This window comes from Salegentibacter sp. UBA1130 (assembly GCF_002311535.1).
GTDB lineage: Bacteria > Bacteroidota > Bacteroidia > Flavobacteriales > Flavobacteriaceae > Salegentibacter > Salegentibacter agarivorans.
Genome location: NZ_DCAP01000040.1, coordinates 12,982 through 26,084 on the forward strand (window position 1 = coordinate 12,982; position 13,103 = coordinate 26,084).

The following is a 13,103-nucleotide window of genomic DNA, read 5'->3' on the forward strand; positions in this document are numbered from 1 at the left end:
TTGTTAATGAAGATTTAGATGAAAAATATATTCATACTCCTAGGGACGCTTACTATCAGTTTTCAATTGAATGCTCAAGAATGGCAAACACCTGCGATAGAAGGTTATGGACAAATCCAATATTATGAAGAGGTTGCCCAATTACCGGATACTTCCCTTACGTATAAAATGATTTTTAATATTGAAAATGAAAAGGAGAAAGAAGGTGTTAATGTAGGGCTATGGAAAATCGCGCGAACTCTCAATTTATTAAAAGCAGGAAATGTAGTTCATAAAAAGATAGATATTGTTGGGGTTATACATGGAGAGGCGACTTATGCTATCCTATCCCATGAAGAATACAAAAAGAGATTTAAAACACAGAACCCTAATATGGAATTATTAAAGCTTTTAAAAGAAAACGGGGTAACAGTTTTTGTTTGTGGCCAGGCCATGGCTTCGAGAAAGATAAAAAAAGAAGATATGAATGCCTATACTGAAATGGCACTATCCGCTTTAACTGTATTGCCTCATTATCAATTGAAAGGTTATGCACTCATCCCTTAATTTCATAGAATCTTGACCAAGAAAGATTGTTTATATTTTTCCATTTATAAGGTGTATTTCAGAGTAGTCTCTAAAATATTATTAGATGTTTGAGAATCTTTTAGACTATCAAAACTATAACTGTATAAGTACCCGGAGGAGAACGTTAATTTTTCGGATATTTGAATATCATAACCCAGAAACAAACGATTTTCATCTATAGTTTTTGGAATAAAACTTTTATTGGTTTTCATCAAAATTTCTTCCTTAAATCGCAATGCTATATATTCAAGTATTTTTTCGTTTCCCACAGGGATTTTAATTGTAAACCGATATCTAAGACGGTTTTTGTAATTATACCCCTTCACCAGATAACTTCCCCCATCTTCAATAATATTTTCCTTAAACCGTTCTTCCAACCTAAACCGGTGAAAAATCATAAAATTTTCGAATCCCTGCTTAAATAGGATTTGCTGCCATATATTTTTCTCTGAATTATCTATGGGAACATCTAATTCCAATGATTGATAATTTTTACTGTAGGTTACTCCCAACCCAAGCTGAATATCCGGCTTAATACTATATAATATTGCTGGCCGGATAAGAAATTGTTGCCAGGTTTCTATAAAATTCGTTCTACGAAATTTAATTTCGTTTTTTAGCGATAAATTCTTCTCTAGTTCTAGATTTATATTAATATTATTCCATGAACTGAAATGAACCTTATTTTCTTGTGCAGCTAAAAGGTTCGAGGATAAGCAGAACTTCAAAAAAATTAAAAGAGATATTGCTCTATTAAAAGTCGAGTTTTTGTAAAAGAAAAAAGAAAGGGTCATTGAAACACAATATTTAAACTTAAAAATTTGTTTTACAGTGAATTATAAAAATACTTATGTAAATAAAATTAGTATTCTAAAGGTGTTTGAGGTTTGTTTTGATGTAACTATTGATTATACTAATCTGAAGCTTTCTTTATTACCTGGTGCAAAATTTGAATTTTCCTTTAGATAGTCCTTCATCGCCTCCACAGCATTTATATCGTACTTTTTTCGATTCTTACCATACTTACTAGCTACACCCTGAGTTGTAACGAAGCTGACCTTATAGGTTTTTTCAAAATCAATATGTCTTCCTTTATAGTATATTTCCTGTATACGATGTCCTTTAGGATTTTCAATTCGAAGATTTACTTGTAGCCCTAAACAACGTTTTACATATCCTCCCATTTGACCTAAGGGATTACAGGAAAAGCTACGTTCCAGATTTTCTTCTAACATCTCTTTTATTTCTCCTCCTGTAAGTTCTACAGTTGAAACAGGAGGGTTCATTGGGGCAATATTATATAGGTGATCCTCAGTGATGTTTCCTTTTGGAATGGGTGCTCCATAACGCCAGCCATTAGAAAATGCAATTTCAGTGTCTGTACTACTGGCAATTGCCCTGAGGAGTAATTCATCCATGGTAGAGTTTGTAGTGCTGTATCTATGTAAAATCTTGCTGGTAGTACCAATAGCAACTGTCCTCATCTTAGTGTATGGTTTCAAAATATCCTGAACCATTCTATCCATTTCTGGATTTATTGGTAAAGAAGCATCAACCCTAACCAACTCATAATCAAAAGATTTAATTTCTTTATCCTCAACTTCGATGGTAAAATTACCTATAAATGCACCATGACATCCGCACTGTACTATTCTTGCTCCATTTATTTCAATTGGTGTGTAAATTCTGTTATGGGTATGGGCACTCAAACAGATATCTATACCTTCCACTTTTTGCAATAGTTCCACATCCTGTGGAAATCCATTATGGGAAAGCAGGATAATCATATCAGATCCTTTGGCTTTTAAATTTTTTATATGTTCTGGTATTTCATCCAAACCAGAAGTAAACTTCAGGCCTTTACTCATCTCAGTAGGCATTACTTTATCTACAATCATTGAGCAAATACCAATCACCCCAATTTTGAGATTCTCTTTCTCAAACAAGGCTGTGGGTTGCATGAAATTTGAGCCATCTTCAGAAAATACATTACAGCCCAAGACAGGAAAATTTAACTGACTATCTATTTCTTTTAAGACATCTGGGCCATAGGCAAAGTCCCAATGTCCGACAAGCGCATCAAGTTTTAAAGCGTTTAAAATGGGAACCATCACTTTGCCGCCGGAATCTACCACTGGTTTTGTACCGTGTAGGGAATCTCCGCCATCAAAGAACAATGTATTTGGATTTTCTTTACGCACCTGCTCAACAAAGCCGGCAATATGGGCATAGCCTCCAGCAGTTTCTACAACCTCTCCACATTCATTATAAAACAGCTCAGGATGTGGAGCGATGTAACCATGTACATCGTTTATAAATAAAATATTTAATTTCATGTTATTCACTTTTTAAAGAATCCAATATTTACGGATAATAGGTTGTTCAATATTTAAGGTTCTATTCATTCTGTCTCTGGATTATCCTGGAAGAAGCCATATTATTTCCTTGTCTTCCCTGGAATTCCTGTATACCATTGTCCAAAAATTCAACAAAATTTTCAACATTCAGATCATAACCTTTTGGTGCGCTTAATAAAGATCCTTTATTATCTACCAGTGTATAATATGGTTGGGCATTGGCATTGAGCTTTTGGATCATAAAATCCAAATTTTGTTTACCAATTGTTTTTTTAACTTTTTGATCATGTGCAGATACATACCACTCAGATTCCGGTAATTCTGTTTTCTCATCTACATACAAGGCCACTACTACATAATCATTCTTTAACCGTTTTAGTACTCTGGGATCGCTCCAAACAGTGGCTTCCATTTCACGACAGTTCACGCAACCATGTCCTGTAAAGTCAATAAATAAAGGTTTATTCTGTTTTTGAGCACATTCTAAAGCCTGTTCATAATCAAAATATCCCTGGATATTATGAGGTAATTCTAAAAGCTCATCATATTTAGGAGTTCCGCAATTTGCGATACTGTTATCACTTACATTCCCTATTTGGGAAACTGAAGCCTGCATTTCAAAATTCTGGCTGCTCATAGGTGGCAAGTATCCTGCTAATGGTTTTAATGGTGCTCCAAACAACCCGGGAATCAGGTAAACCACGAAGGTGAAAACCAAAATGGCTGAAATGACCCTGTATACCGAGGTATTTTCGGTTTTCTTTTCATGTGGAAATTTAATTTTACCTAATAAATAAAATCCGAGGAATGCGAAAATAACGATCCAAAGGGCTAAGTATATATCACGGTCAAGCAAATTCCAGTGATAAACCTGATCTACGATACTTAAAAACTTAAGAGCTAGGGCTAATTCTATAAAACCAAGTATCACCTTAACAGTATTAAGCCAGCCTCCACTTTTCGGCAATGATTTTAACCAATGGGGAAATATTGCGAATAATGTAAATGGAAGTGCAAATGCTAATGAGAAGCCTAGCATCCCAATAAGTGGTTTAAGGGTTTCCCCATTTGCAGCCTGCAAAAGAATGGTGCCCGCAATTGGGCCTGTGCAGCTAAAACCAACCAACACCAGAGTAAAAGCCATAAAGAAAATACCCAATACACCCCCCTTATTAGAGTGAGCATCCATTTTATTTACAAATGAATTGGGTAATCGAATCTCAAACAAGCCGAAAAAAGATAGCGCAAACAGCAGGAAGATAAAAAAGAAAAACAGATTAGGAATCCAGTGAGTACTTAAAAAATTTGCAAAATCGGCTCCAAACAACAGAGAGAAAACGGTCCCTATCAAGGTATAAATTAAGATAATTGAAAAACCGTATAGCAAAGCCTGGTTTATTCCATTGGCCCGGCTTGCATTGGATTTCGTAAAATACGTAACCGTCATTGGGATCATGGGGAATACACAAGGAGTCAGTAAAGCTGCCAGCCCAGCACCAAAAGAAATAAAAAAGAATACTAATAAAAACGAAAAACCTTCTTCAGATTTGGTGTTAGATTGAAATTCATTCTGAAAAGCTTCCATTTTAAATACCTCTCCATCGTTATTTTTTTCGGAAAGGGATTCTTTAAAACTCGTCACAGAAATCTCACTGGTAAATGGTATACATTGCCCATTTACATCAGAACATATCTGGTAAGAAGCTTCAGCATTTATGACCGGGTCTACGTTCTTAATTATGATTCTCTGTTCAAAAACGGCTTCATTGGTGAAATACGTGTATTCTCCTTCATAAAGCTCATCATACTTCCTTTTCGCCCCCACGGGATTAACTTCACCTACCACCTTAAATTCAGGTTTGTCTTCAAAATGAAACTCGGTGACAGTTGGCCCAAGGTTCTTACTAAAATCACTGGAATACATATACCAGTTTTCCGCTATTTTAGCCGTGAATCTGGCGGTGACGGTGTCACCTGGGATATAAGTATCTTCTAAAATCTCTGCATTCCACTCTGGCGCTTCCATAAGCTGACCATAGGTATTTGTACCCACAGCCAGCATTATAAAAGCTATTATAAATCTAAACATCGTCATGACCTCTTAATTACCTTCTGAATTTATTTTAAACTATTCAGAAATTTTTTGAATTCATCAGTATTATAATCGGCCATTCCTTTATGCGTAAGTGCCAAATTTCCTTCAGCATCGATTACAAAGGTTGTTGGCAAGGCTGAAGATTGATACATCGCCGGCAATGGTCCTGCCAATTCATAAATTGGCAGCCCGTAATCCTTTTTTTCTTTGAATGCCACCGCGGTATCGAAATTCTGATCCCTGGAGAGCATAACGAAGGCCACTTCATCTCCCATTTCTTCATGTAATTTATCAATGGCCGGCATCTCTGCTACACAAGGTGGGCACCAAGTAGCCCAAAAATTCATAAAAATCACTTTTCCTTTAAATTCAGATAAAGAAACTATATTTCCTTCCGGATCACGAAGCTGAACATTCATGTTTGCTTTCGGATCTTCGCTAATTTCTTCCATAGATTCGGGTCCAGATGTACTCGCTTGTGCCATTTCTCTTGTTTCCGTAACATCAGGATTCATCAATCCTGTTTCAAGTAAGCCTCTCTGCGCAAACCCGATAACCTCAGTATGTAAACCGGTGGCATATAATACAAGGGCTATAGCACCAAAAATGAGATACTCCAGCCATTTTTTATTTCTTTTATTTTTTGTCTTATTCATAATACTCTTTAATTAAATTTATATTCTGTACCTGGTACCGTGGAAAAAGAATATTTTCCTAAATATTCACAGTAAGCTCTTCCTTCCAGGCCAGGAGAAACAGGGGAATTTTCCTTTAGGTATTCCTCAACCACGTCATGAATGGTATAATCCATTATTTCAACATCTTTTACATTAGGCATTCGGCATAAATTATTCAATGGATCTCCCGGTCTCACACAGGCCGAAATCGTATAAAGTTTTTCATCCTGAATTGGTTCTCCATTAACAGTTATCTTTTGAATTCTATCTCCCTTATTGTTCTGGCTATTAAATTCTACCTTCATTCCTGAAAATCTTACCAGCCATCCTCCGAAACGTTCGGTAGGATTCTGTGAAAAAGCATTATGCATTTCAGTTTCCAGCCAGTTTTTTATCTGTTTACCAGAAGCTTTCCCTGTTTTTACTTTTTCGTTTACAGGGAGAAGATTCCAAAGATTTGCCCGGGTAATTGGAGCTGGCTCTCCGTTTTCAGGTACGATGGGATTCCCGAAACGGAAGCCATTGGAAATAGCTATATCTACCCCGGTTTTCCACCTGGCTGCATCTGTTATCATATTATCCATAGGATTCTCAACGGTTAAGTACCTGTACAATGGTTCAGTAGTGTATCCTATTACGGTTTCCAGATGTTCCCTGTAAGGTTCCTTTGCTTGATCCACCAGAGATTGTATCCTTTCATCTGCCGGAAATTTTTCAGGATCTACTTCTATAAGCTCGTACGAATCACTGACGAGCTTGTTATCAACAAAATTTAACTTTAGTTTACCCACAAAAGAGCCGAAAGCTCCGGGCTCCGTAACCTTAGCATATTTACCCTGAATGAGTTCCTGAACTCGCTCGTGAGTGTCATTCCCCAGAATATAATCTACAGGCTCTGCCAATGGATTATTTGCAAGTTCTACCTGCTTAAAAATCCCAATATGAGTTATAAGGAAAAGAACATCTACCTCTTTCTCCTTTTTTAATTTTTCAAGAGTATTGGTAAATTCCTCATCCATTCCGCTAAACTCAATCCCTTGACTAAAGATGGGATTTTGTCTTACCGGCACATCGGGATCGTTAAGTCCTACAAAACCAATTCTAACACCTTCGATTTCTTTTATCCAATAAGGAGGAAAGAGATCCTCCCCAGTTTCCTCGTGATGCATGTTATGTGCGATAACTTTTGTATTATAGTTTTTCATTACATCCAGCATCACTTCTTTGCCATAGACCACCTCCCAGTTACCGGGAATAATTACATCATAGCCCATATTTTTAATAATATCGGGGATTACTTTACCTTCTGATAAAGCCGCATAACCACTTCCCTGAATAAGGTCTCCCCCATCCACGATAAGTGTTTTACCCGGATTCATTTTACGTTCCCTTTCAAAAAGAGTCTTTATATTGGCCAGGCCACCTCTATTCTTAAAAACAATTTCTTCATTTTCCCAGAACAATTCTGGATGAGTATCCAATTGCCCATGTATATCGGCTGTTTGTAACACCGTAATACTTAAGGTGTCCTTGACCGTTTGATTACTGCTTTTGTGGGTTTTCTCGGTTTTAAAGGATATGATAATAATAAAGGTTCCTATTAAACCAAAAGTGATCAGTAATTTACTTCTGAATTTTTTCATACTTACAGACTTAAACTTTTATATCCTTTTTTTTGAAGTTGGAAATTGTACAGGATTCCGTTCTCCACAATTTTCATCTCCTTGGGGACTTCCTCTTTATTCACCTTGAACTTATTCAACGAAAAGCCGCAGGCTACAAGTTCAACCCCCAGGTTTTCAGCTCTGGCTATAAATTCTTCCATTTGGGCAGGGTCGGTTATATCACCTATTTCTTTTCCACAGATGATCACTTCAAATTTCCCAAAATGTTCTCCATCTTCTTTTTTCAAATTTTCAGCCGTAATAAGTATGGGCTGTAACTGTGGAACTTTTTTGGTGAGTACCACATAGTTATGTTTCATGTCCTGCTGTGCATTTACCTCAGTTCCTGCAAATAATGTAAGCATCAGTAAGATGCTGCTAAAAAATATCGTTTTCATTTTATTTCGTTTTAAAAAGTTTATCAGTATCATTTATTATAAAAAACAGAAGGCCACCCAGTATTGCTATGTTTTTAAAAAGAGGCCCCAGTGTGTTTATTTGTCCTACCTGTACCGATAGGGTTATGGGTAGTAATACAAGTATTAATACGATTGCCGCCCATCGGGTCTTATATCCAATAAGGAATAAAAAACCTGCTGCCAGCATTACGATTCCGGAGAGAATTACAAGCCATTCTGGTTCGCCAAATAAGTAAGCGATACCTTTGAAGCTGGCCTGTTCAAGCCGGCGGACCGTTTTCTCAGTGTTGAGCAGATGATTGCTGCCTGCCACCAGAAAAATGCCACTAACCAATATTCGTAATAACTGAATGGAACGACGACTTATAAAAATTTTGTTCGTCATTATGTATGTTATTGTAATTGATAATTTGGTCTGAAATGGTATAACTAACCATTGCAAGAAACTAAAATCTCAACTACACTAACTTTGGAGGTGGTGAATGACTATCCAGATACAGATAGCTTAATTTTGAAGAATAAATGGTATTTTTCTCGAAGAACACCTCCGATAATCTAGGCGTCCAGGAAAAAATATTAAAATTGAATTGAGGAGTACAAAAACTGCTAATCTCAACCATCAAATTCTGATTCTCTACATTTTGAACAAACTCATACGTCTTCTCCTTATCAGAACTCAAAGCTTTTTTTTCGCAGTAAGGATTTACAAAAGAAATTGTCCCCTTTGACAGCAGGTTGATAAGACTTGCATCTACAATCAATAACTTCCCTAAAAATAGAGGGATCAGAAATAATGATATAAGAGCTTTTGTACTCATTGAAACAAACTTACAAATTGCTTAGGATTTAAAAGGTAACAAATGTTACACATAGAAAAGATAATTATAAATCTAGTACCACTAAACTGTTTCTTCGTAATGAAATTTTGCCATCCATTTCGAGGGTTTTAAGCAATCTTGAAATCACCACACGAGAAGTATGAAGGTCGTAAGCGATCTCCTGATGGGTTATTTGTAAGGTTTCATTTTGATTGATTTTAGCCTTATCCCGGAGGTAATGCAGTAATCTTTTATCCATCCTAAAGAATGCTACAGAGTCAATAGCGTCTAGCATTTCCTTAAGTCTTAAACTATAACTCTGAAAAACAAATGTTCTCCAGGATTTATATTTTACAATCCATTCCTCCATTTTTCCTACAGGAACCATAATTAATTTCGTATCCTTTTCGGTAACCGCTTTTATATCACTTTTGCTTCTATTTAAACAGCAGGTAAGAGTCACCGCACAAGTATCCCCTCTTTCTAGAAAATAAAGTAATAATTCATCTCCATCGCTATCTACCCTTGAAATTTTTATAGCCCCATTCAGTAACAATGGTATTGAGATTCAGGATAGGTGATTTCTGATTTTAATATAGTAGTTTCCATTAACTTTTTCTTTTGTCGGTTACCTTATAACGTGTTGTGTTATTTGTTTGCTAAATTTCCATATCGCTTGTTCCAGCAATTAGTGTCAAGACAGATATTCTGAGATACGGCGGGAACACTCATTTTAAGAATGTCAGCTATATCGCAAGGGCACAATTCATTCTCTATGTTCAACAGGAATAGGATTTTCAGTCGTACCCCGCTTTCCGCAAGAGACAGAATTTTGCTTATTGCCTTAAAGCCGTCCGAATTATTATATTGTTTCCTTGGAAGACGATATTTGCTTCTTGTCCCCTTCATTCCGTGGAGAAGTTATTTCTAGGCTCATCTTTTTTTACTCAAAGTAACAACAATTATATATTTATCGTATGATTTAACAAAATACTTGAATAATAATGCAAATAACTGTAAACTTTTAAACAATCCTTGGTTTTTAAAATCCTTTAATCAAATCTCATCCAATGACTTTCGGTGTTTGTCCACAGATTTCTTAAACTGCGTGGGTGCTATTCCCATTACTTTTTTGAACTGATTGCTTAAATAGGCAACGCTACTATAATCTAGTTTAAAAACTATCTCACTTAAAGTCAATTTATAATAATCAATGAATTCTTTAACACATTCAATTTTCTGGTTGATGATGTATAACTCAAATGCTATGCCTTCTACAGCAGAAAAAAAGAGCTAAGGTACTTATAGTTAAGATGTAATTTTTCACTTATAAATTCTGGCCATTTTATATCGAAAAACTTATTGGAGTGGTGAATTTTTTCCACTACCAGGCTTTTCATTTGTTCAATGAGTTGACTTTTTCGATCGGTTTTTAGACTAAAACCAGAATTCCGAAGTTCTTTTTTCAAAAGGTTTTTGTTTGTTCATTTAATTCTTATTCTAAATATACTTCACACAGTTTGATGACACTGTAAGAAATTTTCAACTTATCTAAGATAAACGCGACTGAGCTTATACAGCGTGCACACACCATATTTTTAATATAAAGAGTTGGAGTTATAAAGTCAATTACCGGGACCATAGAATATTCTTAGTCTGCCCAAAAATGCGCAAAGGAGCCACGAATCCACCAATAAATTGTAGAAAGTATTCGTGGATTGGTGGCAGAATATAATATAAATATGTCTTTAAGGTAAATTCATTAGGCCCAAACATCTTAAATTATTTAGAAGTACCAGCATTATTCTGGTCATTTAAAATGGAACTTAAATTGATAACTCGATAAAGAGTATTAATCATAATTTAGGTTTTAAATATATACTCTAAGCCATAAAAGCAAAAGAAATGGCAGCAAATAAGGCTGCAAAAAACAAAATAATTAAAGCAAGAATACCATAAATTTTATCTTTTTTGGAAACAGTATCTTTCTTGGATTTTGACTTTTTCCGGTTTTTATTTTTTCTTCTATCTCTTCTATTTGCACTCATTATATTATATTTATATGATTGGTAAAATTGTCCAGTTAAGAGTTATTTCTTATAATTAGCTAAGAATCAAAAGATATGATCGTCCTAATTTTATTAAGTAACCTCAGGCAAAAAACCGCCCTGAAATTACTTTAAACGCATATATGAAAGTGAAAGGAAAGAGTAGTTTTTAAGGACTGCGAAAGCACAAAATATTATAGATTAAGAGCATCAAACTGGCAATTGACCAGTTGCGACCTCAAAAACATTGAGGTAGTTTTCAAATAGGTTCAAAAACTAACATAGCCTGCTAAATCGTAAATAAAAACCCGGCCTAAACCGGGTCCCAGTTACAATTAAGCCAGATAAGCTTCACAAGCTTCTACACATTCTCTACAAGCCTGCGCACAATCCTTGCAGTGTTGATGATCATGCTTATCGCATTCATCTGCACAATCCTGACATACCTTTTTACAATATTCAACCAGGGCATTCACATCGCTATAACTCGTGGCTAAAATTTGATTTAAAGCAGCACAGGCTTCAGCACATACCCTGTCAATTCTAATGCAATCTTTCATCATCTTTACATTGTCTTCATCAAGACAGGCATCAGCACAATAATTGCAATGGTTAATACAATTTCCAAGTGCATTAATTAATTTTTCATTTCTCATAATATTGATTTTTAATGGTTTATGTCGAAATTATAAACTAAAAACCAAAGTGGGTTTTAAAATTATGCTAAGATCTTTCAATTTTAAAGGTATTTAACAAAGTCCTTAAAATTTTAAGGCTTTTTTTCTTCTAATTGTGTCCATTTCCAGCCATCCTGCAATAATAAGGTCTTGAAAAATCTACGTTTTTTCATAAATTTTTCTTCTATATCTTTTTGTTCTATAGTGGTAGACACCAAGCCGTGTTCCTGCAAAATTGCAACCGAAATTTTTGCAGTATTTTTTTCTTTAATATTGATATGGGTAACTTCAGATATAATTTTAAAATAATTTTCAAAAGCTACAATCAAAGGCCGAATATCTTCTAAGGGGGGCTGTTTTTCCTTTTTTATTTTATGGGTAAGGATAACTAATGCCTCGTATAGGCGCGCCAGTTGCAAAACTACATTGTTACTTTGATTTGGGTTGTGGAAATAATGAATAACCGGATATGTTCTATGATGCTGGCTGTATTTAATAATAGAGTCGGATATATCATCAATTTTATTCGTCAGTCTTGAAAAGTCTTTTTTATTCCAGGAATTAAGTACAATTTCTTGCGGTGTGCTTCCTAAGGTACTAAGTTTTATCCCCAATTTTTGTTGGTCTATAACTGCTGAAAGAACGGGAATAAAATAAGTTACCGACATAGTAAGAAGAATAAGACCTGTAAAGGAATAAATAGTGGTTAGTAGCCTCCAATAATTTCCTGCCGCTATAAAATCACCAACGCCCAGAGTGGAGAGGGTAAAACCGCTATAATATATTACCTCCCATAATCCTGCGGTGGTCTTGGTGGAACTTTGAATTATTGATCCAGGATTGGAATATAAAATCAACACCATACTACTCCACAGGGCAAAGACCCAAATTATTACAATTGCAATAAGCAGGATATAACCTGCATGACTTAAAAATTTTGAGCTTCCGTCTTTGCCAGAAATATTTAAAAATCCTTTCCAGAAAAAATGGGAAAACCGGCTGGTTAACCACCCCCCACCCTGCAAGGAAAGAGTTGTTTGAATAACATCTAACACAATTAATAGATAAATAATTATGCCTAAGATTGAAAGAATGTTCATATTTTATGCTTTATTTTATTTGACCTAAGTAGCCCCTTGAACAAGCTAACCCTGTTAAACTTCCATACCAAGGGAAACTTAGACCATATTTATACTTTTCCGGTCTTTTACTTGTAACTTCCTATAACCTGAAGGGGAAAGCCCAGTTGCCTTTTTAAATGAAGTTGAAAGATAGGCGGCTGTGGAATATCCAAGGTTATCTGCAATCATCGCGATACTCCAATCATCGTAATTTAAAAGTTCTTTTACGCGTTCAATTCGAACCGAGATGTAAAGCTGCTGAATACTCTGTCCCTCCCTATCTGTAAAGATGTGGGTTATATGTCTATAATCGAAGTGCAGGTGCGAGCTAGGCATAGTTGAAAATTTATCGTTTGCGGTGTCTTTTGAATAAACCTTTTTAGTAATTAAGGATTTTATCTAATTAATTTTTCATTACGGCTTTCAATGATCTCGAACCCTAATTTTTCAAATTCTGTTTATAGTTGCTCTTTCTCAACAGCAGAGAGCTTCCTTTCTTTAATGGCCTCACAAAGGTTTACCACGGAAAAAGGAATATTCAAATTATTAAAAATTTCTTTTACCACTATAAGCACCTCTAGCACACCACGTTTATTTATGCACCCTTTATTTACTTTGACCCAAAAACTTTTGAACAACCTACAAGGTGCGAAAACCAAG

At 35.4% G+C, this 13,103-nt stretch carries 13 protein-coding genes and 2 pseudogenes; 1 reads left to right on the forward strand and 14 read right to left on the reverse strand.

Annotated features, from left to right (window positions below; all coding sequences use genetic code 11):
- Nucleotides 1-18 precede the first annotated feature (18 nt).
- Nucleotides 19-546: a DsrE family protein gene (locus B4F31_RS17020; RefSeq protein ID WP_208225776.1), complete on the forward strand. Its 528-nt coding sequence runs from the start codon at nucleotides 19-21 to the stop codon at nucleotides 544-546.
- A 44-nt stretch (nucleotides 547-590) separates the two neighbouring features.
- Here B4F31_RS17020 and B4F31_RS17025 read toward each other — a convergent pair whose 3' ends face one another.
- The 14 genes and pseudogenes from B4F31_RS17025 to B4F31_RS17085 all read right to left on the reverse strand — a co-directional run bounded on the left by B4F31_RS17025 (nucleotide 591) and on the right by B4F31_RS17085 (nucleotide 12,779).
- Nucleotides 591-1,361, reverse strand: a complete 771-nt coding sequence (locus tag B4F31_RS17025; RefSeq protein WP_286761821.1) for a DUF2490 domain-containing protein — start codon at nucleotides 1,359-1,361, stop codon at nucleotides 591-593.
- A gap of 114 nt (nucleotides 1,362-1,475) precedes the next feature.
- Nucleotides 1,476-2,903, reverse strand: coding sequence for a bifunctional metallophosphatase/5'-nucleotidase (locus B4F31_RS17030; RefSeq protein ID WP_286761822.1), 1,428 nt, complete (start codon nucleotides 2,901-2,903; stop codon nucleotides 1,476-1,478).
- Between the two features lie 61 nt (nucleotides 2,904-2,964).
- A complete protein-coding gene (locus B4F31_RS17035) occupies nucleotides 2,965-5,013 on the reverse strand; it encodes a protein-disulfide reductase DsbD family protein (RefSeq protein ID WP_243870496.1) in 2,049 nt (682 codons plus the stop codon).
- A gap of 29 nt (nucleotides 5,014-5,042) precedes the next feature.
- Nucleotides 5,043-5,675: a TlpA family protein disulfide reductase gene (locus tag B4F31_RS17040; protein WP_037314406.1), complete on the reverse strand. Its 633-nt coding sequence runs from the start codon at nucleotides 5,673-5,675 to the stop codon at nucleotides 5,043-5,045.
- 8 nt (nucleotides 5,676-5,683) lie between these two features.
- Nucleotides 5,684-7,339 (reverse strand): bifunctional metallophosphatase/5'-nucleotidase, encoded by a 1,656-nt coding sequence (locus B4F31_RS17045; RefSeq protein ID WP_208225780.1) that lies wholly within the window; start codon nucleotides 7,337-7,339, stop codon nucleotides 5,684-5,686.
- Between the two features lie 2 nt (nucleotides 7,340-7,341).
- On the reverse strand, nucleotides 7,342-7,758 hold the full coding sequence (locus B4F31_RS17050; RefSeq protein ID WP_037321871.1) for a sulfur reduction protein DsrE: 417 nt from the start codon (nucleotides 7,756-7,758) through the stop codon (nucleotides 7,342-7,344).
- 1 nt (nucleotide 7,759) lies between these two features.
- Nucleotides 7,760-8,164 (reverse strand): DoxX family protein, encoded by a 405-nt coding sequence (locus tag B4F31_RS17055; protein WP_037321872.1) that lies wholly within the window; start codon nucleotides 8,162-8,164, stop codon nucleotides 7,760-7,762.
- 497 nt (nucleotides 8,165-8,661) lie between these two features.
- A pseudogene (locus tag B4F31_RS17060) lies at nucleotides 8,662-9,162 on the reverse strand (Crp/Fnr family transcriptional regulator); the annotation flags it as partial.
- A gap of 137 nt (nucleotides 9,163-9,299) precedes the next feature.
- A pseudogene (locus B4F31_RS17065) lies at nucleotides 9,300-9,534 on the reverse strand (ArsR family transcriptional regulator); the annotation flags it as partial.
- 119 nt (nucleotides 9,535-9,653) lie between these two features.
- On the reverse strand, nucleotides 9,654-9,866 hold the full coding sequence (locus tag B4F31_RS18115; RefSeq protein WP_346014347.1) for a helix-turn-helix domain-containing protein: 213 nt from the start codon (nucleotides 9,864-9,866) through the stop codon (nucleotides 9,654-9,656).
- 614 nt (nucleotides 9,867-10,480) lie between these two features.
- Entirely contained in the window at nucleotides 10,481-10,645 is a 165-nt protein-coding gene (locus B4F31_RS17070; protein ID WP_208225781.1) for a hypothetical protein, read from the reverse strand.
- A gap of 335 nt (nucleotides 10,646-10,980) precedes the next feature.
- Nucleotides 10,981-11,301: a four-helix bundle copper-binding protein gene (locus B4F31_RS17075; RefSeq protein WP_034892172.1), complete on the reverse strand. Its 321-nt coding sequence runs from the start codon at nucleotides 11,299-11,301 to the stop codon at nucleotides 10,981-10,983.
- Between the two features lie 113 nt (nucleotides 11,302-11,414).
- Nucleotides 11,415-12,422: a potassium channel family protein gene (locus B4F31_RS17080; RefSeq protein ID WP_051931249.1), complete on the reverse strand. Its 1,008-nt coding sequence runs from the start codon at nucleotides 12,420-12,422 to the stop codon at nucleotides 11,415-11,417.
- Between the two features lie 78 nt (nucleotides 12,423-12,500).
- Nucleotides 12,501-12,779, reverse strand: a complete 279-nt coding sequence (locus tag B4F31_RS17085; RefSeq protein ID WP_051931248.1) for a helix-turn-helix domain-containing protein — start codon at nucleotides 12,777-12,779, stop codon at nucleotides 12,501-12,503.
- Nucleotides 12,780-13,103: the final 324 nt, after the last annotated feature.